The organism is Vibrio zhugei (genome assembly GCF_003716875.1).
Classification (GTDB): Bacteria; Pseudomonadota; Gammaproteobacteria; order Enterobacterales; family Vibrionaceae; genus Vibrio; species Vibrio zhugei.
In genome coordinates, this window is record NZ_CP033078.1 from 357488 (window position 1) to 384337 (window position 26850).

The window sequence follows — 26850 nt, forward strand, 5'->3', positions numbered from 1 at the left end:
TAGGACACTGAGTGAACTTGAGATTTCCCCGTATCTTACGGATAACAATAGGGTTAATGACGACACTTTTAGTCGTACTGGCAGTACTGGTAACCTCCTTACGAGTACTACTTCCCAATTTGAATCGTTTTCAAGGTGATATTGAACAGTGGGTCAATCAACGCACACACATTCATTTCACCATGAAGAATGTGCATGGATCTTGGCGTAACATCCACCCTTCGATTGTCTTACAAGGGGTCACGGCTAAATTTGAAGAAAATAGCCAAGTTCATTTCTCGGCTGGCCATATAGCGATTGAATTTGATTTACTGAAATCGATTCTTGAACAAAAACCGGTTATCGCTGATATGACGTTGGATCAGCTCAATTTAGATACCAGTTCGATTGCATGGCAGCAGAATGGCCCACACTCACAGCCTCAGCCAAAAGGTGCTCAGCAAAGTGAGGTCTTAGACCGTATCGATGGTTTATTTTTACGTCAGCTCGATAACTTTTCTTTGCGTAATTCTACGGTGTTGTATCAAACCGCGTCTGGTAAAAAACGCCAGTTGGATATCCAGAAATTACGTTGGAAAAACAAGGGCAATCAACATTATGCCGAAGGCGTGGTCAGCATTGCCGATGTCAATATCAATTCATTATCGGTCGCGGCGCGATTTGAAGACTATGGCTCACTGCGTGATGTCTCTGGACAATTTTATGCGGATGGACAAGACATTCAAGTCGGTCCTTGGTTAAGCCAATATGCGAAGGCAAAAACGGGCATTAGCAGTGGTGTAGTCAGCCTAAATGCTTGGGTGACATTGAAACACAGTCAACCTGAGAGTGGCTATTTACGTTTTCAACCCTCCGAACTCACTTGGAAAGATACGCAACAGCATCATTTGTATATTGAGTCAGGTATTGTCAATCTTTTACCGACAGAAAAAGGTTGGAAGGTAAGTGGGCACTCACTAAAGGTGCGAACTGATGAGACGCTGTGGCCCGAATTGGATATTGGCATGGATTGGACCCCGCAATCATGGCGATTAAATTTATCCCAGTTAGATATCAAAGCGATCACCCCGTTGGCGCGTTTATTTAGTGATTCTTCCAGCACACAACAATGGATTCAACAACTGCAACCGCAAGGCCGACTGGAAGATATTCGCGTAGCGCAGGGGCAAACGTCTGATTCATTGCGTTACTCAGCGCAGCTCGTTAATGGTGCCATGTCACAATGGGAACTCTTACCTGAAGTCCATCATCTGCAAGCCAAGATCACTGGCTCATTGACGCAAGCGCATATTCAAGCATCACTGGTGGATGACACACTGCCGTATGGTGATGTGTTTCAAGCGCCACTGCATATTGCAAAAGGCAAGGTGGATTTGGTCTGGCAACAACAAGCCAAGGGCTGGTCTTTATGGAGCGATCAAGTGCATGTGACCACCGCGGATCTTGATGCCCTCGGCCAGTTCCGTTTGGATATGCCTGATGGTGAAAGTCCTTTCTTATCATTTTATTCTGAAGTTGACCTGCAAGATGCGGGACAAACTTGGCGCTATTTACCCCGTCTCGCCTTGGGGAATGAATTAACCAACTACCTGTCTACCGCCATTCAAGCCGGACGAGTGAATACGGCGAAGCTTGTGTGGTATGGACGACTCAGCGATTTTCCTTATCAGCAGCATAATGGCATTTTTCAAGCTTGGGTGGGGTTAAAGGATGCGCGCTTTAGTTTTGATACCGCATGGCCACCTCTGACAGATTTGCAACTTAACTTGTTGTTTGAAAATGATGCCATGTACTTAGACTCGCATGCTGCGACGTTACAAAACGTACATGCCCAGCGTATCACCGGAGAAATTCCGTCTCTCAGTCCGGATGGGCACATTAGCATCGACGCAAAGGCCTCAGGGCAAGGTGACGATGTCAAAAACTACATGACGTCCTCGCCGTTGGTCGACTCTGTTGGTGCTGCACTGACCGCCGTGCAGGTTAAAGGAAATGTGTCCTCTCATTTTCGCTTAACGATTCCATTTTCCTCCGACCAAGAAGCAAGAGCGTGGGGATGGGCGGATATCAAAGACAGTACAGTAGCGATTAAAGCGCCGCAAATGGAACTCAATCATGTATCAGGGCGCATCAATTTTGATAACGATGTGATCAAGGCGGCGGGATTGTCGGCAGAATTACTCGATCAACCCATCTCGTTAGATTTCAACGGAGAAAGTACCGCGCGAGGATACAACGTACACATTGATACGGTAGGCGATTGGGAAATCAAACCATTAGGTCAATACATTGGTCAGCAATGGACCGCTCCACTCTCCGGACATGCGCCGTGGCAAATGGGCGTAAATTTACAATTAAATGATGTGGGTTTTAACTATCAAGTGGATGTTCAAGCGGGATTGAATACCATCGCGAGTGATTATCCGTACCCATTAAATAAAGCGCTACAACGTCCAGGTAATGCCCATTTACAAGCTTCTGGCGATCAACAGCAGGTTAATGCTCGTTTATCTTTGCCTCATGCGAAGTATCAGACACTGATTGATATCAGTCATCCAACGCCTCGTTTAGTGGCCACCAATGCGATTCTAGGGCAGGGACAGTTTGCTTTGGAGCCCATCGTCGGACATCGCGCCAGCATTAATATCGATAAACTGAACTTAGATAAGTGGGTTGGTTTTTTGAACGACACCATGGCGCATAAAAAAGCATCAAACGCTAAGGGTCAGGCGACGGCAAACATGACGATTCCGATGCCAGAACAAGTGAACCTCAAAGTGAAGACGTTTACAGCGGCGGATATTGATTGGCATGATGTGAACGCTCAGGTCGTTAAGAAAACGGACGATTGGACGATGACGCTAAACAGCCAAGAAGCCCAAGGTCATGCGACTTATCTACCCTCCAATCAGTTGCAGGTTGTTCTGGACCGTTTACATCTTTATGTTCCAGCGCTCGACGAGTACAAGCAAGACAAACCCATTATTGTTGAAGACAACCCCAAGCAAACCCCATTAGTGACCGATATGGATCGCAGTTTGTTTAAACTGCTGCCTAGTTTGAAAGTGAACGTGCATGATTTTTGGTTCCAAGGCTATAAAGTTGGGGAACTGGACATGGATATGGTGCGTGAAAAGCATCTGCTAAGCTGGAAGAATATCGATATAAACAGTGGCACTAATGACGTTCATGCCAGTCTCGATTGGTTTTTAAACGGTGATACCACGACGACAACATTGAATTTATCGATGAAAGGTGAGAACAATAGTGATTTGATGGATCGCTTTGGTATTACCGCCGGTATTCAAAAGGCGCCCTTTGAGCTACATTCTGATTTAGAGTGGCGTGGTGCGCCTTGGTCAATGCGGGTCAGCTCTCTTAAGGGAAAAGTGAAATCCAAATTTGGTAAAGGGGTCATTACCGATGTCAGTGGCGCGGCCAATTTATTGGGAATATTCAGTTTAGACTCATTAATCCGTCGCATGAAATTGGATTTCAGTGACGTATTTGATAAAGGAATGGCTTTCAACTCGATAACGGGAACGGGCAAAATATCCCAAGGTATATTTGTGACCAACGATATCGATATGGATGCGGTCGCAGGAGAGCTGTCTCTCAAAGGAATGGCTAATCTCTCCAAGCGAACCGTGGACGCGCAAGCCAGATTTGTCCCTGATATGACGTCTGGGATCCCCGTGCTCAGTGCTTTCGCGGTAACGCCACAAACGGCGTTGTATGTGTTAGCGATAACGACAGTCATTTCTCCCGTCGTGGAAGTCTTTACTGAAGTAAACTATGAAATTAAAGGGCCTTTGGATCATCCCAAAGTGAAAGAAATTTCGCGCAGCAAAGGTGAGTATAAACTGCCCGAAAGTCTTCAGAAACTAGAGCATAAGCTAGAAGGAAAGGAATCATTATGAGCTTGGTTGGCGTTGTACAAATGACATCAGGACCCTCGGTGGAGGAAAACCTAACGACGTTGGAAACACACGTTGCACAGTTGGCTCAGCAGGGAGTACAGTGGATAGTTACTCCTGAAAACGTGCTATTACTGAGTGATGCCACGGCTTACCATGAGCATGCGGAATGGTTAGGTAAAGGCCCAGTTCAAGAGCAATTGGCGACACTGGCACAACGTTATGGTGTTTGGCTGCTGATTGGCAGTTTTCCGATTCGTCGCGAGCAAGGCGTGACCACCACTTCGCTTTTACTGGATTCCACAGGCCAATGCCAAGCTACTTATGATAAGCTGCATATGTTTGATGTCGACGTTGCCGACGCTCATCATCGTTATCGTGAATCCGATACGTTTTTGCCCGGTGAGCGAATCGTGGTTAAGGACACGCCTTTTGGACAGCTTGGCCTCTCGATTTGTTACGACTTGCGCTTTCCGCAATTGTTTTCGGAATTAAGACGACAAGGGGCTCAAATCATTATTGTTCCCGCAGCATTTACAGCGGTAACCGGGCGTGCACATTGGGAAGCGCTATTACGAGCGCGGGCCATTGAAACCCAATGTTGGGTGATCGCCGCAGGACAAACAGGCACCCACCCTTGTGGAAGACAAACTTGGGGACACTCGATGGTCGTCGACCCATGGGGACACATTGTGTCTCATCTAGAGCAAAACACAGGCAGCCTAGTGGTGGATATCGATACTCAACGTTTATCTGATATCCGACAGGCAATGCCGATTATCGAGCAATCTCGATTTTGTAATCAACTTCAATCAATAAAGAGCTAGTATGAGTATTAACCGCATCGAACAAGCACTACTTACACCCGCAGGGCTGACTGAGCAAAATATTGCGGATACTTTATCGAGCATTGCGACTCGTGATATCGATTATGCCGATATTTATTTTCAATCCAGTTGGCATGAATCACTGGTGTTGGAAGACAGCATTATCAAAGATGGCTCGTTTAACATTGACTGTGGCGTTGGTGTGCGAGCGGTGAGTGGTGAAAAAACCGGGTTTGCCTACTCCGATCAAATTGGCTTAGTTGGCTTAGAGCAAAGTGCATTGGCGGCGCGTGGTATTGCTCAGGCTGGCACCAATGCCCAAGTACAAGCGTTTAAACGTCAAGAGACACAAAAATACTATGCTGCCACGAATCCATTAGACGCTTGGAAAAAAGAAAAGAAAACAGAGCTGCTAAAAGAGTTAGATGCGTATATTCGAGCCAAAGAACCTTTGGTGAAAGAAGTGAGTATTAGTATCAGTGGTGTGCATGAACAAATGCTGGTGGCGGCGACGGATGGGACGTATGCCGGCGATACTCGTCCTTTAGTTCGTTTATCGATTACCGTGATTGCCGAGAAAGGCGATCGTCGTGAGCGAGGCAGCGCGGGTGGCGGTGGTCGCTTCAGTTATGACTACTTTTTAACCTCTCCTAATAAGCAGCAAGTGGCGTTTGATTATGCCGACGAGGCTATTCGCCAAGCGCTGGTCAATTTACAAGCGATTGCAGCCCCTGCGGGTACGATGCCTGTTGTGTTAGGTAACGGTTGGCCAGGCATATTATTGCATGAAGCCTTAGGACACGGTTTAGAAGGGGATTTCAACCGCAAGGATTCCTCTGTATTTTCTGGAAAAGTCGGCGAGAAAGTGACGTCTGACCTTTGTACCATTGTCGATGATGGCACCTTGAAAGATCGCCGAGGTTCATTGAATGTCGATGATGAAGGCGTACCCGGACAATACAATATACTGATTGAAAATGGGGTGCTGAAAGGGTACATGCAAGACAAGCTGAATGCGCGTCTAATGGGGGTTGCTCCGACGGGGAATGGCCGTCGTGAGTCATTTGCTCATTTACCAATGCCACGTATGACCAACACGTATATGCTGCCGGGTCAGCATACGCCGGAAGAGATTATCGCTTCGGTCGAAAAGGGCATTTATGCACCTAATTTTGGCGGTGGGCAGGTTGATATTACGTCAGGTAAGTTCGTGTTTTCCGCATCCGAAGCGTACCTGATTGAGAACGGAAAAGTGACCACCCCAGTCAAAGGGGCAACGCTAATCGGTTCTGGCATTGAAGCTATGCAGCAAGTCTCGATGGTCGGTAATGATCTCGATTTAGATCATGGTGTGGGTGTGTGTGGCAAAGCTGGGCAAAGCGTCCCCGTTGGTGTGGGGCAACCTACCTTAAAATTGGATGCGCTCACCGTCGGCGGAACGGAGTAAATTCGCCAGAATAAAAGGAATCCGCTGAGCGACCTTGCGTCGCTCAGCGGCACTTTTTATAGTACCAGCGCATCACGTTCAATCGGACAGCTCATACATCTCGCGCCACCGCGTCCGCGTCCCAGCTCATTGCCGGGAATGGTCAATACTTCAATCCCTGCTTTATCGTACTTTTCATTGGTGTAGACGTTACGTTCATAGCCGATAACCACGCCCGGTTTTACGGTTAAGACATTATTTGCATCATTCCATTGCTCGCGCTCAGCTTCGTAACTGTTGCCGCCAGTAGTGATAATATTGAGATGATCAACACCGAGTGCGTTTTCTATTGCCCCAATGTAGTTATGAGAGGCTTCTGCGCGGAGGCCTATGCCATTGGCATTTGGCGTTAAGCGCCACGTTTCTAAATCATTACGCATGATTTCTGGATACACAGAAAAGGTATTTTTATCCATGTGCGTAATTACGGTATCTAAGTGCATGCACGAGCGATGTTTGGGTAAGTTGACCGCGATGACTTCTTTGGCTTGGCCATGCTGAAATAAATTCGCCGCAAGATTTTCGATACCCTGCGCAGATGTCCGTTCAGACATTCCGACTAACACCGAATCATTACCAATCACCAACACATCGCCCCCCTCAATGTTGGCATTGTCGTAATGCAAATCGTCATCCCCAAAGTATTTAATAAAGTTTTGTCCGGCGAAAGTAGGATGCCAACGATAAATCGCTCGCAGATGATTCGTTTCCCGTTGACGTGCTTTTTTACTCATTGGATTTAATGAGACCCCTTGGTAAATCCAACATGAGGTATCCCGTGTAAATAAATGATTCGGGAGGGGCTCAATAACAAAATCCAGTGGGTGATGCATGCTCGGTAGCATAGACGCAGAGGTGAGCGGCAGCTCAGAATAAGCCAGCCCACCTAAGAGTAAGGTGGCGAGATGGCCATGATCTTGATTTGATAAATAGTGCCGGAGCTCTTGCGCGAAGGTTGGACCATAGCGAAAGTAGGAGATTTGCGTATTGAGCAGCCATTGTTTGGCCTCAGGAATGGCTAACGTTTGCTCGAGAAGATCATGCAACATCAACACTTCCACGCCTTGGTTACGTAGCGTTTGGGCAAACACATCGTGCTCTTTTCCGGCTTCTTCAACCGCGAGTACATCATCAAATAATAAATCATGGCAGTTTGATGGTGTGAGGTGAGTAAGTGCCCGTTCTGGGCGATTGAGTAAAACTCGGCGTAGTTGGCCGACTTCAGACCCGACATACAGCTGGCTCATTGGATTTCCTTCCACATTTTCCTTCTATTAGTTATGACAAGTTTCCTGAGAACTTGCAAGGGGTTGGATCAGATTAGATTGGCTGCCACAGACACTTGGATCATGAAAAATGGCAGAGAACGACGTTTTGCAACGATCTGTCGATAACCGATAGATTCAGTCAGAAAAAGATCCACTAAGATCGGCTTTGTGGGTGGTAATCTAGCGCGATCCGTGCCATATTTCGCACCAGAAAACCGATCCTATTTTGACTGTCCGGAGCACACTATGTCTCACGAAGATGATTATCTATCTGTAGAAGAATTAATTGAGATTCAAAAAGAAGAAACTCGAGATATTATTCAAGCTTTATTGGAAGATGGTAGTGATCCAGATGCGCTTTACGATATCGAGCATCATTTTTTTGCTGAAGAATTTGCCACATTGGAAAAAGCCGCTGTTGATGCGTTTAAGATGGGCTTTGAGGTTCTGGAAGCGGAAGAAACTGAAGATGAAGATGGTCACAAATTACTGTGTTTTGATGCGACCATGTCATCGACTTTGGATCCAGAAACGATCGATGCACAGGTAGAAAAAATGGTCCACCTGGCTGAAAAGTACGATATTATCTACGATGGCTGGGGTACATATTATGAAGATCCTGATGGTTCTGACGATGATATGGACGAAGAGTAAAATCGAGAAGAGAAAAAGCCTCACCTTTTGGTGTAATGCCGATCAGTTAAGACTAAAATGATCGGTTGAAGGATCCATCTAACGTGTCAAAATCCGAGTGTATTCATGCACTCGGATTTTTTTATGTTTTTAAGACAAGCACTTAACCAAGTACACAAATTTTCTGCTGAACAACTTTCGGGGTTATCTGACCTACTTTCCCCTGAACTCATTTCGCAATGTTTAGAAGATACCGGAATTACCACAGTTCGTAGACGAAGATTGCCTATGGAGATGATGGTATGGAGTGTCGTTGGGATGTCTTTATATCGTCACTTGTCTATGGAGAAAGTTATGTCGAAACTGGATATCCTCCTTCCAGGTAAGAAGCCATTTGTTGCTCCAAGTGCCGTCATCCAAGCCAGACAACGGTTGGGCTCCGATGTCATGAAATCCGTTTTTACTCAAACACAGAAGATTTGGCATGATAAAACGCCTCATCCAGACTGGCATGGACTCACGCTTCATGCTGTCGACGGCGTCGTCTGGCGAACGCCAGATACGAAAGAAAACGGTGAGACATTCAGTCGGACTCGGAATCAAAAGTGCTCGTCCGAATATCCTCAAGTGCGCATGGTCTGCCACATGGAACTGACTAGTCATCTTCTAAATAGCGCTTCGTTCGATTCCACATCAACAAGTGAAGTGGACCTAACAACGGAGCTCATAGAGCAATCACCAGATAATAGCCTGACTATCTTCGATAGAGGTTTTTATGCGCTAGGGCTTTTACACCGTTGGCAGACAACAGGGACAGAAAGACATTGGCTAATTCCCATGCGTAAAGGGGCGCAATACACGACACTTCGCCAATTAGGACGTGGTCAAGAGCTGGTTGAGTTAACGCTATCCCCACAAGCGAAGAAGAAGTGGCACGATGCACCAGAAACACTCGAGGCTCGATTAATCACCAAGACGATAAAGGGGAAGGAAGTTCGGTTATTAACCTCAATGACAGATCCCTTGCGTTACCCAGGGCAAGACATAGCCGAGCTATATAGCCATCGGTGGGAAATCGAACTTGGTTATCGAGAAATGAAGCAATATATGCTGCAAAACACCCTAACCCTAAGAAGTAAAAAGCCTGAGCTAGTAGAACAAGAATTATGGGGCATGCTGCTGGCTTACAACTTACTTAGGTTCTTGATGTGCCAAATGGCTTACGATCAAAACAAGGTCATGCCTTACCAGATAGGGTTCAAACAAGCTTCGTTGTTCTTAATAGGGCAATTACAGCAACTGCCGTCAGTGGCACCGGGAAGGGTCCCGGAGGTGATGAATTACATCTTAGATATGGCTGAGAGTTTTACGCTGCCAGAAAGGAGAGAACGAAGCTATCCAAGAGCAGTAAAAAGAAGGCCCAGTCGCTATGCGACCAGGCCTTCTAAAAGATGTTAAATGCCTCTTAACTTACAAGCATTACACCTTTTGGTGAGGTTTTTTTGTCTTCAATATGGCGTGATCAAGAGGGCTTAGCTTCTCGTGGGGGAAGGGCAGCCATGCGACATTGGCTATTTTGAGGGCGGGACCTATACTCAGCTTGAGTCGAGTCCATAGGGGAAGCACATGAAGAAATATTACCGTATCGCATTAGGTATTAACTTTGTGTCTTGATGAGGTGGCACCAGTAAACGAGACATTGATTGAAGTTAAAAATGTGTCATAAAGCAAAGGAACAGGTGAGTTCGATGATAACCCACTTTCATTTCCCCTTTTTCTTCTAAGGTGAGGCATGAAGAGTGAAGAACGTGACTCGCAAGTGTTGAATGAATCGTTAAGTGAAATACACATCAACTTTCTTAATGAATGCCAGTGTGGACACTGGCATTTTTATTTTGGGTTCGATATAAAGAATGCACTAATTCTCAATGATAGTAATTTATGCAGCTAATCTTGGATGAACCTTGGCAATTATCTCCTCTAACGGATCGTTCTCTTCCTCAACGTGATTTGACCTTACCCGCTCCACTCAGTGATGCTTTGCCTGATAGGCTGTCGAACAGCGCCATTGTTAATCAAGAATGGCATCTCATGCACGACTTTGAAATTAATGAGGCTCTTTTCCAAAACACCATGGCTTATGATTTGGTCATTGCAGGGATTGAGTATGATGCACAAATCCGAGTCAATGGGGTGGCAGTGTTTGATTGTGATCGCAGCCAGTTGCAATATCATAAAGAGATCACGCATTGTATCCATCAAGGCAAAAATCGCATTGAGATTCTGTTTGTGCAGGAAGAAGAGGATTTATTCGGAGAAGCAAGTCAGCTCCCTTCATCAGCTCCAGCTCAGGCTGCGATAGGCATTTGGCAAGTACCAAAAATTGACCTTATTCAGCATGTACGTTTACAGCAGGTGACGGTTGAGCAGGTGTGGCACTATGATAATTTGTGTGAGCTACGTGTTACGATGAATTATGAGGTGCTAAAAGCAGATCTCATTTCGGCGACGATTAAGTTTAATGGGATGGCCTATCAAGTTCCGTTAGATATGCGTGCAACACAGGCACAAAGTATTTTTCAGGTGGATGCACCGCATTATTATTCGCCTGATGATGCCACTTTAGAGTATCACGTATATGTGGACGTGGATGGCCAATCGAGAGTCACCCCCGTGCGCTTTTCTCCTCGCGATGAGAGTTCATCAAGGTTCCAGTAATACCACATCTTTCCGGCCACCATTGCGGTGACCGGAAAGCGCCGTGATTTGTAAAGCCCGAGCCGAGCCTTTATGCGGTGGGTTTTAATACCAGTACATGGACCGGTGAGTGCTCGACCACTTTGCTGGCGACGGAACCTAGCACGACACGATTCAGTGTTGAACGTTTATGGCTTGGCATGACAATCAGATCGATACCGTGCTGCTCGGCATAGTCGATGATTGTCGTGTAAGGTCGGCCTTCCGCCACATACGTGTGGTATGCAATATCGTCATCGATATGCTGCTTGGCAAAGCTTTGTAAGCGTTCACTGGTTTCAACTTTCATTTTATGGGCGGCTTCTTTGGGGAAATAAGACGCCACCATAGAGAGGTGAATGCCAGGAACGACGGTGAGGAGGTGCACTTGGCTTGCGCTTTGTTTCGCCAGCCACACCGCTTGTGCAACGGCTTTATCGCAAAATCCTTTTTCATTAAGATCAACTGGAACAAGAATGTTGTTGTACATAGACTTCTCTCTGTATTACACACCTAAAAGAATGCCTGACCGGGGTCAGGCATTAGTATTATCATTGTTTCTTCGCGCGTCTTCTTTGATTCCACGCTAATAAAAGCGTAATCAATAGCGCGGGGATGAACACCCACTCTTTAAGAGGACGTTCATTCTCAACAATCAGCTTTTGGATCTCCCAATCAAAATCGATGCCGGCTTTTTCAGCAGGACTACCAAACGTGACCATATCGACTTTCATTTCATTGGGTTGTGGACTCAGCATTAATCCCATTGAGTCGATACGAGCCTGAGCGGTTTTGGCATCCTCTTCAAACGGTAATGTCACCACTTTGGAAACGTGGTCACCATCGAGCGTATCGCCAGAGACGAGCATCTTGATGGGTTGCCCGACAGGAGCCTTAGCGACGACTTGCTCAAGTTGCGTGCCAGGGACCGTCTGAGTTGCAGGGTAAACCATGTCCCACCAAAAACCGGGGCGGAAGAATGTAAAGGTTAAAGCAAGCAGCAAGACCGTTTCCCACCATTTGGTCTTGGTAAACCAAAAACCTTGTGTTGCCGCGGAAAACAGTAACATAGCGGTAACGGCGGAAAAGATCGTTAACCCAAGATGCCACCATGTATCGACACCAATCAATAACAAGTTGGTATTGAAGACAAACATGAAGGGCAGTATCGCGGTACGAATATCGTAGGTAAAGCCTTGTATCCCGGTTTTGATCGGATCCGATTTTGCAATGGCCGCCGCCGCAAAAGCCGCTAAGCCCACAGGGGGCGTGTCATCTGCAAGAATACCAAAGTAAAATACAAATAAGTGCACCGCGATCAGTGGAATGATCAATCCATGCTGGGCGCCCAAAGTAACAATAACGGGCGCCATCAGTGTGGACACGACAATATAGTTCGCGGTGGTGGGGAGCCCCATGCCTAACACCAAACTGATCACGGCGGTAAAGAGCAGCATTAAGATGACGCTACCGCCTGAGATAAACTCGACGAAGTCAGTCATGACCAAACCGATTCCCGTGAGCGTGACCACGCCTACAACCGTACCAGCTGCGGCTGTCGCTACCCCGATACCAATCATATTACGAGCGCCAGACACGAGACTGTCTAACAAGTCTTGAACCCCAGTTTTAAAGGCTTGGGTTGTCGCATTGTTTTGCTGAAAGTGAGCCATTAACGGACGTTGTGTCAAAATGATAAAAATCATAAAGACCGTCGCCCAGAATGCCGATAAACCGGGTGAGAAACGCTCAACCGTTAAACACCAAACTAAGACAACAATCGGTAGCAAGAAGTGCAGTCCCGATTTTACCGTCGGACCTGTTTCAGGAACTTCCGTCATGTCTTCAGTGAGTTCTTGTGCGTGTTCTTGGTATTTGGCTGACACTTTCACAAGGAAGACATAGGCGATCAGTAACGCACCCGACATGATAGGCGTCGCGGCGTCGCCAAAGGCTTGTTTGGTCCAACCCACACCGTAGTATACGGCAACGCTTAATACACACAGACCAAGCAATGTGGTTAGGAAAGAGGTAAATCCTTGTAACGCTGTCTTAGCTTTACGGCGAGGTAGACCCACCATTCCTGCCTTACAGGCTTCTAAATGAACAATATACAGTAGTGCGATGTAAGAGATCAGAGCCGGTAAAATCGCTGCTTTAATGACTTCTACGTAAGAAATTCCCACGTATTCGACCATTAAAAATGCCGCCGCACCCATGATGGGAGGTGTTAGCTGCCCATTGGTTGATGCCGCTACTTCAACAGCCCCCGCTTTTTGCGCAGGAAAGCCGACTTTTTTCATCAGTGGAATAGTGAAGGTACCCGTCGTGACAACGTTAGCAATCGAAGAGCCGGATACCAGCCCGGATAAGCCGGAAGCGACGACGGCGGCTTTTGCAGGTCCGCCTCGCATGTGGCCTAACAGTGAAAAGGCGACACGGATGAAGTAAGCCCCAGCGCCAGCACGTTCTAGCATGGCACCAAAGAGCACAAATAAGAAAACGAAAGAGGTCGACACTCCCAGTGCTACCCCAAATACCCCTTCAGTAGTGAGCCACAAATGAGACATGGCTTTGTTTAAGCTCGCCCCTTTATGGGCAATCACATCTGGCATGTAGGGGCCAGCAAAGGTGTACAATAGGAAAACGCCAGCGACTGCCATTAATGGCGGTCCAAGGGCACGGCGGGTCGCTTCTAAGAGCAATACCATGCCTATAACGGCAACGACAATATCGAGCGTCGTTGGTGCGCCAGAACGGTTGGCAAGCGCTTCATAAAATAGATAGATGTAGGCTGCGGAAAATCCACCTAACAGAGATAAAAGCCAATCAATGGCGGGGATATGATCCCGCGGAGAGCCTTTAAAAGCAGGATAGGCTGTAAATGCTAAGAAAATAGCAAACATTAAGTGAATCGAACGCGCTTCAGTATCGTTCAATACACCAAAGTTAAAAATGAAAGGCAGCGGCGAGGCATACCACAGTTGGAACAGTGACCAACACAGCGGAACAAACCAGAGAATTCTGCCGGAGAGTCCGCCAGGATTACGCGCACCCGTATCGGTTTGCGCAACCATCTCTTGCACGTCAGGAGACGAAGTCTGAGTCTGCGACATGTACTTTTCCTTATTATTAATACGATTGAATATTTGGAATGAACATTGTTTTCTAGGTCTGAAAACAGAAGCTAGCACACAAGGAAGCGGTGCTAGTAAAAGTGGCAGGAAGACATACTTCCTGCCCAAAATCGTAACGAATTAGTGAGGACGGTTGTTATTTAAGTAAACCGACTTCTTTATAGTATTTTACTGCACCAGGATGAAGAGGAATGGAGATACCATCGGTCACCATATCTTCTTTCTTCAAGTGAGCAAAGGCTGGGTGCAGACGCTTAAATGTTGAGAAATTCTCAAATACAGCTTTTGCGACATTGTAAGCGACGTCATCTGACACATCCGTACTGGTCACCATGGTCGCTGCTACACCAAAGCTTTTCACGTCTTTGTCTGTGCCACGATACATGCCAGCAGGCACATTCGTGTAAGTGTAGTAAGGGTGATCTTTAACGATTTTATCGATTTGTGGTCCAGTGGCAGGAACCAGTTTCGCATCACACGAAGTGGTCGCTTCTTTGATTGAACCATTTGGATGACCGACCATGTAGATAAAGGCGTCGATTTTGTTATCACACAGTGCTTGTGAACGCTCAGAACCTTTCAGTTCAGAGGCAAGAGTAAAGCTGTCTTTTGTCCAACCAAACGCATTCATCACGACTTGCATCGTCGCACGGTCACCTGAACCAGGGTTACCAATATTGACACGTTTGCCTGCTAAGTCTTTGACATTATTGATGCCGGAGTCTGCACGCGCAATAATGTTAAACGGTTCAGTATGCAAAGAGAACATGGCGCGCAGTTTTTTGTAGGGACCTTGCTGTTTAAATTGGCTGGTACCATTATAGCCATGATATTGCCAATCAGATTGCACAATACCGAAATCCAATTCCCCCGCTCGGATGGTGTTTACGTTGTAAATCGAACCACCGGTGGATTCAACCGAACAACGAATGTCGTGATTTTTACGATCTTTGTTCACTAACTTACAGATCGCCCCACCTGTAGGGTAGTAGACACCCGTCACAGAACCCGTACCAATAGTAATGAATTCTTGTGCACTGACCGAACCAACACCAAAAGTAGCTGTGGCGATCACACCAACTTGAAATAGTTTACTTAACTTCATGAGTTCCTTTCCTTTGTTTTCACTCTCGTTGCTTGATTGAGGTAACCAAACAGCCCCATCGTTGGAGCTAAAGATATCCATAGCAAAGTGCATGGAATTGTAGTGATCATAACAAAAATTGAGTAGAAAAATGCGGGGGAGGTGGTGATTGTATTACTGAAGATAAAATAAAGATTCGTAAATATTGTGTAAATTAGAGAAAATTAAATTATAAATCATGGGCTTATTTATAATGTATGCGCGATATGCGTTTTCTTTATAATGTGATCTACCTCACACACATTTACATCTGTGTATGAGATAGAACATCATAACCGTGCGCTATAACGAAGATTTTTAGCCTGCGTATTCGAACAACTCGCAGACTGATTCGAACAGTTGTTGTGTCGGTACATCGGCGGTTGGAGTTATGAAAATGGTATCATCGCCTGCAACCACGCCAAGAATGCCTTCCGATTTCCCCAGTGAATCCAACAAACGTGCGATGAGTTGAGCCGCGCCTGGTCCTGTGTGAATGACCACGAGGGCAGGGTTATGATCCACATCCAGTACTAACTCTCTTAATGAGCTGGATACCGTAGGAACCCCTAGTTCTGCGGGTAAACAATACACCATTTCCATTTTTGCATTACGAGTACGCACGGCCCCAAATTTGGTGAGCATACGTGATACTTTAGATTGGTTGATATTATCGAACCCTTCATTTTTGAGAGCTTCAACAATATCGCCTTGCGAGCCAAAGCGCTCTTCTTTCAATAGGGCTTTAAAAGCACGAACGAGGCTATCTTGTTTATCTGTATTTCTCATGTGTCACTTAATTCAGTTAGTAAAGGAAAGGATGCTGCATATTCTCGCATAGCTATGCATAATTCGCCAACTTCTTCATCAAATGTGCGAGGATCGCTCTCTTTAACTGTAAAAAATGACATTATTAATGCGAGTTTTATTGGTGATTTCTCATATTCGCTTCATAATCACCTCCCCTTTGTGAAGCACGTCAGAACCTCAGTGGCGCAATTTTGCAAATGGTCCGGTAATAGACTGTAATTGCGTTGTATATTAAATGACCATTATCGAAAGACGTATATCAAAGCTTATGAATCTAGCCTGAGCAGACCTTAGGGTCTTGAGGAGAAATTGCATGAAAGTTGCCGTTATTGGTGCTGCCGGTGGTATTGGCCAAGCGTTAGCCTTACTACTAAAAAATCGATTACCTGCCGATTCCCATTTGGCATTGTATGATATTGCACCTGTGACCCCAGGAGTGGCTGCTGATTTAAGTCATATTCCTACGCCTGTTTCAATTAAAGGTTATTCTGGTGAAGATCCCTCTCCAGCGTTGCAAGACGCAGATGTGGTTTTAATTTCGGCTGGGGTTGCACGTAAACCAGGCATGGATCGCTCCGACTTATTCAACGTCAATGCTGGGATCGTTAAATCGATTGCCGAAAAGGTTGCACAATGTTGTCCCACTGCGTGTGTCGGCGTTATTACGAATCCAGTAAATACCACGGTGGCAATTTTTGCTGAAGTGATGAAAAAAGCGGGCGTCTATGACAAAACTAAGCTGTTTGGCGTGACGACTCTGGATGTGATTCGAGCGGAGACCTTTGTCGCCGATTTGAAAGACAAAGATCCTCGTGATGTGCGTGTTCCGGTTATTGGGGGACATTCTGGTGTCACGATTCTTCCTCTGCTCTCGCAAGTGAACGACATTGGGTTTTCGGAAGAGGAGATCGATGCCCTGACTCGTCGTATCCAAAATGCGGGAACAGAAGTGGTGGAGGCAAAGGCTGGCGCTGGCTCTGCGACGTTATCAATGGGGCAGGCGGCCTGTCGTTTTGCTTTATCGCTGGTGGATGCCTTACAAGGTAAAGAGGGGGTCATTGAATACGCGTATGTCGACAGTGGTAGCCCTCATGCGACATTTTTTGCTCAGCCCTTGAAGTTAGGGAAGCAGGGGATTGAAACGGTTCTGGATTACGGGATCCTGAGCGCATACGAGCAAAACGCGCTTGATGGGATGCTAGAAATATTACGCAGCGATATTCAAGCTGGGGTCGATTTTATCCACGACTAACCCACCATACTGCCTGTATCTCAGGCTATTACATGATGAAGCCGAGCCTATGCCTCGGCTTTTTTCATGAATATCGATGGCCTGACGTACGCCTACTTGGTGCGATTTACCGACATATGGGCCAGTGTAATTAAGGCCTGTTTATAGTCACTGTCAGGTAGAATCGCGATCGCCTCAATGGCTTTGTTCGCTTCTTCTTGTGCTTTCTGTGACGTGTAAGTCAACGATCCGGCTTGATCCATTGCCGCAAGAATCTCATCAAGATGATCCATACCATTGGCATGTTCGATCGCATCGCGGATCAATTGTGCTTGTTCTGGATCCGCATGGCGCATGGCATGAAGTAACGGCAATGTGGGTTTGCCCTCAGCCAAGTCATCGCCAACGTTCTTGCCCATTTCTTCACCGTTGGATGAATAATCCATCACATCATCGATCAGCTGGAAAGCGGTCCCAAGGTAACGTCCGTAATCTTTCAAAGCGGTTTCGATAGGCTCTGGTGCCTCCACCAACAGCGCACCAATTTGCGTGGCCGCTTCAAATAGACGTGCCGTCTTGGAATAAATAACCTGCATGTAGCTTGCTTCGGTCGTGTCCGGATCATTACAGTTGATCAGTTGCTGAACTTCTCCTTCCGCGATGACGTTGACGGCATTACTCATCACTTCCAAAATTTTTAATGACCCCAGTTGAGTCATCATCTGGAATGAACGGGTGTAAATATAATCTCCGACCAGAACGCTGGCGGCATTGCCAAAGGCGGCATTGGCCGTCGCTTTACCACGGCGCATATCAGACTCATCAACCACGTCATCATGTAAAAGTGTCGCCGTGTGGATAAATTCAATGAACGCCGCAGCGAGTGTATGTTTGTCACCCTGATAATCCAGTGCTTTCGCCGATAAAATGGCAAGTAATGGACGCAGGCGTTTGCCTCCGCCACTCACAATATAAAAACCAAGCTGGTTTATGAGAGAGACATCTGAGTTCAATTGCGCTTGAATGTTTTCATTCACTTTTGCCATATCATTGGCAGTAAGCGCTTGGATAGCTTTAAAATCCATGGTAAATCCGGCTGAAGTTGTAGCTGTGACAGCGTGTATGTGCTTCGTAATTATTGAATAATACACTAAAAAACGTTGATTAATATATGTCAGAAAGGCATGATCTCGTCACTTTTCTTTGGCGATTAGCTTTTCGCCAATTTTTTTAAAATATGGCTTGTCATAGGGATGCCATTCAAGTAGAATCTGCGCCCTATTGATGATTAGTTTAGCGCACACCCAAAATGCCAAAATATTACGCATACGGCTGTGCGGAAAAAGCGGAGTAAAATATGTACGCTGTTTTCCAATCTGGTGGTAAACAACACCGTGTAAGCGAAGGTCAAACCCTTCGTTTAGAGAAATTAGACGTTGAAACTGGTGCAACTGTTGAATTTGATAAAGTTCTTCTAGTAGCTAACGGTGAAGATGTACAAGTTGGTGCACCTCTTTTAGAGGGTGGCAAAGTGACTGCAGAAGTTGTACAACACGGTCGTGGCGACAAAATTAAAGTCGTTAAGTTCCGTCGTCGTAAGCATTCTCGTCAACAACAAGGTCACCGTCAGTGGTTCACAGAAGTGAAAATCACTGGCATCAACGCTTAAGTTATTAGGAGAGTCTAAGAATGGCACACAAAAAAGCTGGTGGTTCTACTCGTAACGGTCGCGATTCTGAAAGTAAACGCCTAGGTGTTAAACGTTTCGGTGGCGAATCTGTTCTTGCAGGTAACATCATTGTTCGTCAACGTGGTACTCGTTTCCACGCTGGTAGCAACGTTGGTATCGGTAAAGACCACACTCTATTTGCTTTATCTGACGGTAAAGTTAAATTTGAAGTGAAAGGTCCTAAGAACCGTAAATTCGTTAGCATCGATTCTGAATAAGTTTAGTTTCTAACTGAATTTAAAAGCCCTGCCGTTAGGTGGGGTTTTTTATTTATCTAGCGATCATAAATGATCGTGGTATAAATAATAAGAAAGACGCAATAATACTGAATGTGGTAAGTAGAATTCAGCGGTCATGTGACCTTAGTTCTGCTATTATTTATATCATTGTCAGTAAATGATATTGCAACGCAAATATGCGGAGTAAGAGATGAAATTCGTTGATGAAGCGGTAGTAAAGGTTCAAGCAGGAGACGGCGGTAACGGTATCGTGAGTTTTTGGCGTGAAAAATTTGTTGCCAAAGGCGGCCCTGATGGCGGCGACGGCGGCGACGGCGGCGATATTTATATCGAAGCGGATGAGAACCTGAATACCCTTATCGATTACCATTTCCAGCGCTTTTATTCTGCCGACCGTGGTAAAAACGGCGGTGGCGGTAACTGTACTGGTAAGCGTGGTAATGACAAAGTACTGCGTGTGCCGATTGGGACACGTGCGATCGATATTCACACCAATGAAATTGTGGGTGAAGTTGCCGAGCACGGTAAGCGCGTTATGATTGCCAAAGGCGGTTGGCATGGCCTGGGCAACACTCGATTTAAATCGTCAGTAAACCGTGCGCCACGTCAAAAAACAATGGGTACTAAAGGGGAAGTCCGTGAACTTCGTCTAGAGCTACTATTGTTGGCGGATGTGGGCATGCTTGGTTTGCCAAATGCAGGTAAATCGACCTTTATTCGCTCTGTATCAGCGGCGAAACCGAAAGTGGCCGATTATCCCTTTACGACATTAGTACCAAGCTTGGGAGTCGTCAGTGTCTTACCCGAGAAAAGCTTTGTCGTGGCGGATATCCCTGGGTTGATTGAAGGGGCTGCCGATGGTGCTGGACTGGGTATTCGCTTCTTGAAGCACCTAGAACGTTGTCGTGTACTGTTACATATGATCGACATCATGCCAGTGGATCAAAGTGATCCTGTGCAAAACGCGCTGACGGTGATCGCTGAGTTAGAGCAGTACAGTGAAAAGTTAGCGAACAAGCCTCGTTGGTTGGTGTTCAATAAAGTCGATCTTCTTCCTGAAGAAGAAGCGAATGAGATCATTAATAACGTTATTGAAGCGTTAGGTTGGGATGATCGTTATTATCGTATCTCTGCTATCAACCGTAATGGCACGAAAGATCTGTGTATGCAACTGGCCGAATTTATCGAGACAGTGCCGCGTGAAGAGCAGACCGTGACAACAGAAGAGTCTAAAGTGGACTTCATGTGGGATGACTATCATGAATCCGCCATGCAGGGCGATAATGTTGTGACAGAAGATGATTGGGATGACTGGGACGATGAAGAAGATGACGGTCACGTTATCTACGTTCGTGAGTGATATCTCAATTTTTCTTGATAAGCCGCAATACTCATTGCGGCTTTTTTATGTCTAAATAATGCTCATAGATTGAATCATGCGTCACACACGTGTGTATGCTTAGTTGCCATCATTATTGAGAGAGAAACTATGTCGTTAAAGCAGAGAGAGATATCTCGCTTAATTGCACAAGCAGGAAGGATGTTACTGGCCCATGGTGCAGAAAGCACTTTAGTCGGTGATATTATGAAAAGGATTGGTCTTGCCTCAGGCATGAGTGAGGTGGAAGTTTCTTTGTCTGCGAGCTCTTTAGTCGTCACCACGGTTTATCAAGGTCATTGCATTACGACGACGCGGCGTTGTGTGGATAAAGGATTGAATATGCAGATCGTCACGGAAGTGCAACGCATTTGTATCATGATGGAGCACCGTATTTTAGATCATACGATGGCCCAGCATAAATTGGATCATTTAGATCCAAAGCGTTATAACCGTTGGATCGTGATTGTCATGATCGGTTTGTCTTGTGCGTCTTTTGCTCGTCTCGCAGGAGGGGACTGGATCGTTTTCGTTATGACGTTTCTCGCCTCCGCAGTGGGCATGTTTTTTCGCCAAGAAATGGCGGCTCGACATTTCAATCCTTTGCTCAACTTTGCGGCGACCGCTTTTGTGACGTCTCTTATTTCGACTCAGGCCGTGCGCTATGATTTAGGCAACACTCCCAATATTGTCATGGCCTCTTCTGTGTTGATGTTAGTCCCCGGTTTTCCCTTGATTAATTCGGTCGCGGATATGCTGAAAGGCTACGTCAATATGGGCATTGCTCGCTTTGCCTTTGGCAGTCTACTCACGTTATCGATTTGCTTAGGGATCATTGCGGCGATGAGAGTCACTGGCGTTTGGGGATGGGTCGTATGATGGAGATACTTCTCGCACTGGCCAATGACATGTTTTTTGCTTCGATTCCCGCTGTTGGGTTTGCACTGGTCTTTAACGTGCCGTCTCATGCGCTGCGCTATTGTGCCATTTTGGGAGCGGTTGGCCATGGCTCTCGTTATATGATGATGCATTATGGATGGCCGATTGAATGGTCGACCTTTTTCGCGGCGAGTATCGTCAGTTTTATTGGTGTGTATTGGTCGAAGCGTTTTTTAGCTCATCCCAAAGTCTTTACCGTTGCTGGGGTCATTCCGATGGTGCCAGGGGTGTATGCCTATAAAGCGATGATTGCTTTAGTGCAGATTAATCATGACGGATTTTCTATGTTATTAATGGAATCACTTATGGAGAACTTTTTGAAAGCGATGTTCATCTTGGTGGGTTTAGCCATTGGTCTTGCTGTTCCGGGGCTGTTATTCTACCGCGGTAAATCCATTATTTAATTGATCACCCAGATTCAGGAAGTTCCGATGTTGATAAGTATGATTGCCGCCATGGCCAATGGGCGAGTGATAGGGCAGGACAATCAAATGCCTTGGCATTTGCCCGCTGATTTCGCTTGGTTTAAGCAGTGCACCTTAGGAAAACCCATCATCATGGGGCGTAAAACCTATGACTCAATTGGACGTCCACTACCGGGACGACCCAATATTGTTATTAGCCGTGATAGTGAATTGAGGATTGAAGGGGTGTCGACAGTGACCTCGATTGATGAAGCACTGGCATTGGCGGCGGACTATGAAGAAGTGATGGTCATTGGTGGAGGGAGTATTTATGCGGCGTGCTTACCTCGTGCCAATCGCTTATATATTACCGAAATTAAAGCGGATATCATCGGGGATACGCATTTTCCGGATTGGGGGAGCGACTGGCGAGAAACGCATCGTCAACCGTATGCTGCGGATGACAAAAACCAATATGATATGGAATTCGTGATTTTAGAACGCGGCACGGTGCCGTCTTAGGTAATAACAATCAAAACAAAGCTTGGTGCAAGGCCAAGCTTTGTTGATGTTGTCGGTGGATGAGTGCTTTTGGCGCGTGATTATTGGGCGCTGAGCGAGGGCTGTTCAAAAAAGGTTTGGTCTTCCCAGCGAAGCATCGTCAGGCATCCTCCCCAAACACAGCCAGTATCAAGCCCATAAAGGTTCTCACCACGATATCCTTCCAAGGCAGCCCAATGTCCAAAGATAATCGGTTTCGCCACAGAGACGCGCTCAGGTGTCTCGAACCAAGGCATGATCGTGGGGTCTTGAATATCTTTAGGTGGTCGTTTGCATTGCATATCTAAACGTCCGTCAGCGTAACAAAAGCGCATACGGGTAAACGCATTGATAATATAGCGATAGCGTTGAATGCCTGTCAGATCATGGCACCAATAATCAGGCTTATTCTCATACATGTTTTTCAAGAGCCATTGCCAATCGCCATGATGGAGAATGTCCTCTACTTCTTTGGCGGCAGCACGAGCGGTCTCGAGATCCCATTGAGGCGAAATCCCCGCATGACACATGATAAATTCTGGGTGTTCAGCCAGAAGTGGTTGCTGGCGCAGCCAATTGAGTAACTCGGTTTTGTCTGGCGCAGAAAAAATGGGTTGCGTATGATCTTTCGGCTTTGGTGAATGAATGCCGAGTGAAACCGCTAAGAGGTGCAGATCATGGTTACCAAGAATCACTTGAGCGGCATCGCCAAGCGAGCGAACAAAGCGCAATGTCTCTAGTGATTTTGGGCCTCGTGCGACGAGATCACCGGCGAGCCACAGTTGGTCATGTTGTCGATCAAAATGTACATGATTTAATAGGCTTTGTAGCTCGTCTAGACAGCCTTGAATATCACCGACAATATAGGTTGCCATCACTCCTCCTTAGTGCAGAACATTGGGCATTGCTAAACGAAAGGGCTCAATATTCGTCGTAAATTCGTTACCGTTATGGTCATTCATAACATAATGTCCCTGCATAACGCCAACAGGCGTCTCAAGTGCAGTGCCACTGGTATAGCTATATTCTTGGCCGCTTTCAATCATCGGTTGCTCCCCAACCACGCCATCACCTTCTACGGTAATTTGTTTGCCATTGGCGTCCGTGATCAGCCAGCGTCGACTCAGCAACTGCACAGTATCAGAGGTCAGGTTTTTGATGGTGATTAAATACGCGAAGAGGTAGTGATTGTTTTCAGGAGTGGATTGTTCTGGAATGTATCGCGTTTGAACGTGAATTTGAATGCCAGGTTGGTGGTCCATTTAGGCTCCTTAGAATGATCAGCACATACCAATAGGACGACATGAAGCCGTCCTATTGATCGGTTATTTAAGCAGTATGATTCGCATCAAGAAAGTTAGCGAGAGTCACGAATTGCTCTAAGGTCAAGTTTTCAGGGCGCATACTTGGCGTGATCCCCAGAGACTCGAGCGTATCGGCATCGACGAGGCCTTTATAGCAGTTACGAACGGTTTTACGTCGCTGGTTGAATCCATCCCTTACCACGCGCTCTAACCATTTCATATTGGTGGTTGGATGAGGCAATACATCATAAGGAACTAAGCGTACAACGGCCGAATCCACTTTTGGTGGCGGTACAAATGCGGTCGGTGGGACTTCTAGAACCGGAACAACTTTACAGTAGTACTGTGCCATAACCGTGAGGCGGCCATAGGCTTTACTACCGGGGCCGGCTGCCAGACGTTTCACCACTTCTTTTTGCAGCATAAAGTGCATATCTTGAATATCCGCATGATACTCAAATAAGTGGAACATCAACGGGGTCGAAATGTTATAGGGCAAGTTACCAAAGATACGCAGCGGCTCGTTCGGCTTCACGAGCGTCGAAAAATCAAAGCGCATCGCATCGCCTTCATGAATCGTTAGCTTCTCAGCTAAGTCAGGATGAGTACGCAGGCGTTCTGCCAAATCACGGTCGAGCTCAATCACGCTCATTTTATCAATTTCACGCGCCACAGGCTCAGTCAGTGCGCCCAAACCTGGACCGATTTCTACCAAGTTTTGCCCTGGGAGTGGGTTAATGGCAGCGACGATGCCGTCAATAATGTACGGATCGTTTAGAAAGTTTTGACCAAAACGCTTACGCGCTTTGTGTCCCATATGGACATCATTTCTCATAGTATTCTCAGAATTATTGTGCTTTCTTATCAACAAGCTCAATGGCTTGTTGCAACGCTGTTTGAAAACTGCCTAAATCAGCAAGGCCAGTTCCAGCTAAATCTAATGCTGTGCCATGGTCTACAGATGTCCGTATAAAAGGTAAACCCAAGGTAATATTAACGGCTCGCCCAAATCCTTTATATTTTAGTACAGGCAGTACTTGATCGTGGTACATGCCTAACACCGCATCAGCATCATTTAAATTTTTCTCGCTAAAAATCGTGTCAGCAGGGAGACATCCAATCAATTGGTAGCCTTTTTCCTGTCTTAACCGCTCTAGCGTTGGGTTAATCGTTACTTCTTCTTCATGGCCTAACACTCCGCCTTCTCCAGCGTGTGGATTTAAACCACACACGTAGATACGAGGAGCGGGGATATCGAAGCGTTCCACTAGATCATGATGGAGAATGTCGATGACCTTCTCTATGCGCTCAGGGGTGACGGCTTTCGACACATACGCTAAGGGTAAATGTGTGGTCACCAGAGCGGTACGTAGACCTTGTGTTGCGAGCATCATGACCACTAATGGTGTGTTTGATATCTCGGCAAAGAACTCAGTATGGCCGCTAAATGCGACGCCTGCACGATTAATTATCCCCTTGTGTACAGGGCCGGTGACAATAGCATCAAACTCGTCATTCATACAGCCTAAAGCCGCTCTTTTCAGCGTATTTAATACATAATAGCCGTTCGCTTCATTTAAGCGGCCCGCGACAACAGGTTCTGCTAGCGGGATATGATCGACAACCAATGAGCCCGCTTTTTGCGGCACCGCGAGGCTTGTGGCGTCGTAATCGAGTAATTGGACATCAATACCGAGTTGTTCTGCGCGTGTTTGCAGCAGAGCTTTATCGGCACAAATGACTAATTGGTGCGGCCAATCATGTTGCGAAAGAGCAAGAACCAGATCCGGTCCAATTCCTGCGGGTTCACCGGCCGTAACCACCAATTTTCTAACTATCACTACTATTATCCTTCATTTTTTCAATATAGGCACTGGCTCGTAGCTCTTTCAGCCAAGTGCTGGCTTCTTCATTAAACTTACGTTTAAACAAGATTTGATACGCTTTATTTTTCATCGCGGCGTCTGTTTTATCAACATTACGACGAGCCATTACTTCAACAATATGCCAACCGTGTACCGTTTTGAATGGTTTACTGATTTTACCAATCGGTAGCTCTTCCACTTTGTGTTTAAACTCGGGAACAAAATTATCCACTGTCTGGTAGCCTAGGTCGCCTTTTTGCGAGGCCGACCCTGGGTCTTGGCTGTATTGCTCAGCAAGATCGCCGAATTTAGCTTGGCCGGATTGAATTTGCTTGATGAAGTTGTTGAGTTCTTTTTTCGCGCCATCATCACTTAAAATAATACTCGGCTTAATCAAAATATGACGCGCTTTGACTTCGGTGACAGAGACGTTAGGTAACCCTTTTACATCGTCCACTTTTAAGATGTGGATACCAGCACCACTGACGAATGGACCGATAATATCGCCTTTTTTCTCGTCTGTGATATGGTCAGCAAAAATGGTTGGCATTTCTTCTTTACGCATCCAACCCCAGTCACCGCCTTTCAGGGCTTTTGGACCTTTGGAGTAGGTCATCGCCAACTGAGAGAAATCTTTCCCATGTTTCAACTGCTCAATGATTTTTTTCGCTTTAGCTATCATGGCTGCTTTGTTGTCTTCATTATAGCGCAGTTGAATATGACTGATATTGTAGCGGACGGTCGCATCGCTTTTTTCTTCTAGCAGCTTCGCCATATTATCGACTTCAGCGGGAATGATATTCACTCGGCGACGAACTAAAGCGTTACGAGCTTCGCTGATTTTCATCTCTTTGCGAATTTCCGCGCGGAAATCTGCATACGAAATGCCTTCTTTTTGTACCGAGCTGATTAATTGCGCTTTGGTGAGTGATTGACGTTTGGCAATATCATTAATCGCTGCATCAAGGCGCGAGTCATCGATTTTAACACCAATGCGATCCGCTTCTTGCTCTTGCAGTTTTTCCATGATCAATTGATCGACGATCTGATCACGCAAAACCGAGGTTTTCGGTAGTGTTTTACCATTTTTGCTCGCGTTCGCTTTAATACGATTCATCGCGTTATTAATGTCGCTTTGCAAAATGACGCCATTATTGACGACGACAGCGACATTATCGAGCTCGACAGATTTCGCAACTGCGGCTGTGCATGTCATTAAGGTCACGAAACCAATTAATAGGTGTTTCCACAATTTCATTTCAGATCCTATTGAAATAGAGGGGC

At 46.1% G+C, this 26850-nt stretch carries 24 protein-coding genes; 13 read left to right on the forward strand and 11 right to left on the reverse strand.

The features are described 5' to 3' along the window. Positions 1-11 precede the first annotated feature (11 nt). From EAE30_RS06780 to tldD, 3 genes are read left to right on the forward strand one after another with little or no spacing between them, the layout of a single operon-like run. A complete protein-coding gene (locus EAE30_RS06780) occupies positions 12-3920 on the forward strand; it encodes a YhdP family protein (RefSeq protein WP_123015263.1) in 3909 nt (1302 codons plus the stop codon). Beyond that, the gene (locus tag EAE30_RS06785; protein WP_123015264.1) at positions 3917-4744 is read left to right on the forward strand and encodes a carbon-nitrogen hydrolase family protein; all 828 of its coding nucleotides are present in this window, start codon (positions 3917-3919) and stop codon (positions 4742-4744) included. Before EAE30_RS06780 ends, EAE30_RS06785 begins: the two co-directional genes overlap by 4 nt. Before the next feature lies 1 nt (position 4745). Further along, positions 4746-6191 carry a metalloprotease TldD gene (gene tldD / locus EAE30_RS06790; protein WP_123015265.1) on the forward strand — a complete coding sequence of 482 codons (1446 nt, stop codon included), beginning with the start codon at positions 4746-4748 and terminating at the stop codon, positions 6189-6191. A gap of 56 nt (positions 6192-6247) precedes the next feature. On the opposite strand, the gene arcA is transcribed toward tldD, so the two are convergent. Then, on the reverse strand, positions 6248-7477 hold the full coding sequence (gene arcA / locus EAE30_RS06795) for an arginine deiminase (RefSeq protein WP_123015266.1): 1230 nt from the start codon (positions 7475-7477) through the stop codon (positions 6248-6250). A 267-nt stretch (positions 7478-7744) separates the two neighbouring features. Here arcA and rraB point away from each other — a divergent pair, with 267 nt between their 5' ends. The 3 genes from rraB to EAE30_RS06810 all read left to right on the forward strand — a co-directional run bounded on the left by rraB (position 7745) and on the right by EAE30_RS06810 (position 10849). Then, complete coding sequence (gene rraB / locus EAE30_RS06800) at positions 7745-8152, forward strand: ribonuclease E inhibitor RraB (protein WP_123015267.1); 408 nt, start codon at positions 7745-7747, stop codon at positions 8150-8152. A gap of 123 nt (positions 8153-8275) precedes the next feature. Then, positions 8276-9589: an IS4 family transposase gene (locus EAE30_RS06805; protein WP_123017285.1), complete on the forward strand. Its 1314-nt coding sequence runs from the start codon at positions 8276-8278 to the stop codon at positions 9587-9589. Positions 9590-10072: 483 nt separating this feature from the next. Further along, a complete protein-coding gene (locus EAE30_RS06810; protein WP_123015268.1) occupies positions 10073-10849 on the forward strand; it encodes a glycosyl hydrolase 2 galactose-binding domain-containing protein in 777 nt (258 codons plus the stop codon). A 70-nt stretch (positions 10850-10919) separates the two neighbouring features. Here the strand turns inward: EAE30_RS06810 and EAE30_RS06815 are convergent, their stop codons facing one another. The 4 genes from EAE30_RS06815 to argR form a co-directional block, all read right to left on the reverse strand. Next, positions 10920-11357 carry a universal stress protein gene (locus EAE30_RS06815; RefSeq protein WP_123015269.1) on the reverse strand — a complete coding sequence of 146 codons (438 nt, stop codon included), beginning with the start codon at positions 11355-11357 and terminating at the stop codon, positions 10920-10922. A gap of 61 nt (positions 11358-11418) precedes the next feature. Further along, positions 11419-13983 carry a TRAP transporter permease gene (locus tag EAE30_RS06820; RefSeq protein WP_123015270.1) on the reverse strand — a complete coding sequence of 855 codons (2565 nt, stop codon included), beginning with the start codon at positions 13981-13983 and terminating at the stop codon, positions 11419-11421. Positions 13984-14140: 157 nt separating this feature from the next. Beyond that, positions 14141-15109, reverse strand: coding sequence for a TAXI family TRAP transporter solute-binding subunit (locus tag EAE30_RS06825; protein ID WP_123015271.1), 969 nt, complete (start codon positions 15107-15109; stop codon positions 14141-14143). 336 nt (positions 15110-15445) lie between these two features. After that, positions 15446-15916 (reverse strand): transcriptional regulator ArgR, encoded by a 471-nt coding sequence (gene argR, locus EAE30_RS06830; protein WP_123015272.1) that lies wholly within the window; start codon positions 15914-15916, stop codon positions 15446-15448. Between the two features lie 334 nt (positions 15917-16250). Here argR and mdh point away from each other — a divergent pair, with 334 nt between their 5' ends. Next, complete coding sequence (gene mdh / locus EAE30_RS06835; RefSeq protein ID WP_123015273.1) at positions 16251-17189, forward strand: malate dehydrogenase; 939 nt, start codon at positions 16251-16253, stop codon at positions 17187-17189. Positions 17190-17281: 92 nt separating this feature from the next. Here the strand turns inward: mdh and ispB are convergent, their stop codons facing one another. Continuing rightward, positions 17282-18253, reverse strand: a complete 972-nt coding sequence (ispB, locus tag EAE30_RS06840) for an octaprenyl diphosphate synthase (RefSeq protein WP_123015274.1) — start codon at positions 18251-18253, stop codon at positions 17282-17284. Positions 18254-18525: 272 nt separating this feature from the next. On the opposite strand from ispB, the gene rplU reads away from it, so the two are divergent. The 6 genes from rplU to folA all read left to right on the forward strand — a co-directional run bounded on the left by rplU (position 18526) and on the right by folA (position 22379). Beyond that, positions 18526-18837: a 50S ribosomal protein L21 gene (rplU, locus tag EAE30_RS06845; protein ID WP_123015275.1), complete on the forward strand. Its 312-nt coding sequence runs from the start codon at positions 18526-18528 to the stop codon at positions 18835-18837. Positions 18838-18857: 20 nt separating this feature from the next. After that, the gene (gene rpmA / locus EAE30_RS06850; protein ID WP_123015276.1) at positions 18858-19115 is read left to right on the forward strand and encodes a 50S ribosomal protein L27; all 258 of its coding nucleotides are present in this window, start codon (positions 18858-18860) and stop codon (positions 19113-19115) included. A gap of 211 nt (positions 19116-19326) precedes the next feature. Then, the gene (gene cgtA, locus EAE30_RS06855) at positions 19327-20496 is read left to right on the forward strand and encodes an Obg family GTPase CgtA (RefSeq protein WP_123015277.1); all 1170 of its coding nucleotides are present in this window, start codon (positions 19327-19329) and stop codon (positions 20494-20496) included. A 129-nt stretch (positions 20497-20625) separates the two neighbouring features. Next, entirely contained in the window at positions 20626-21393 is a 768-nt protein-coding gene (locus tag EAE30_RS06860; protein ID WP_123015278.1) for a threonine/serine exporter family protein, read from the forward strand. Then, complete coding sequence (locus tag EAE30_RS06865; RefSeq protein ID WP_390258878.1) at positions 21390-21857, forward strand: threonine/serine exporter family protein; 468 nt, start codon at positions 21390-21392, stop codon at positions 21855-21857. Before EAE30_RS06860 ends, EAE30_RS06865 begins: the two co-directional genes overlap by 4 nt. Before the next feature lie 27 nt (positions 21858-21884). Then, the gene (folA, locus tag EAE30_RS06870; RefSeq protein WP_123015280.1) at positions 21885-22379 is read left to right on the forward strand and encodes a type 3 dihydrofolate reductase; all 495 of its coding nucleotides are present in this window, start codon (positions 21885-21887) and stop codon (positions 22377-22379) included. 80 nt (positions 22380-22459) lie between these two features. Here the strand turns inward: folA and apaH are convergent, their stop codons facing one another. The 5 genes from apaH to surA form a co-directional block, all read right to left on the reverse strand. After that, positions 22460-23272: a bis(5'-nucleosyl)-tetraphosphatase (symmetrical) ApaH gene (gene apaH, locus EAE30_RS06875; protein ID WP_123015281.1), complete on the reverse strand. Its 813-nt coding sequence runs from the start codon at positions 23270-23272 to the stop codon at positions 22460-22462. A 9-nt stretch (positions 23273-23281) separates the two neighbouring features. Beyond that, a complete protein-coding gene (gene apaG, locus EAE30_RS06880) occupies positions 23282-23659 on the reverse strand; it encodes a Co2+/Mg2+ efflux protein ApaG (RefSeq protein WP_123015282.1) in 378 nt (125 codons plus the stop codon). A 67-nt stretch (positions 23660-23726) separates the two neighbouring features. Then, complete coding sequence (gene rsmA, locus EAE30_RS06885; protein ID WP_123015283.1) at positions 23727-24536, reverse strand: 16S rRNA (adenine(1518)-N(6)/adenine(1519)-N(6))-dimethyltransferase RsmA; 810 nt, start codon at positions 24534-24536, stop codon at positions 23727-23729. Between the two features lie 13 nt (positions 24537-24549). Next, complete coding sequence (gene pdxA, locus EAE30_RS06890) at positions 24550-25539, reverse strand: 4-hydroxythreonine-4-phosphate dehydrogenase PdxA (protein ID WP_199287095.1); 990 nt, start codon at positions 25537-25539, stop codon at positions 24550-24552. Further along, the gene (gene surA / locus EAE30_RS06895) at positions 25532-26824 is read right to left on the reverse strand and encodes a peptidylprolyl isomerase SurA (RefSeq protein WP_123015285.1); all 1293 of its coding nucleotides are present in this window, start codon (positions 26822-26824) and stop codon (positions 25532-25534) included. Before surA ends, pdxA begins: the two co-directional genes overlap by 8 nt. Positions 26825-26850: the final 26 nt, after the last annotated feature.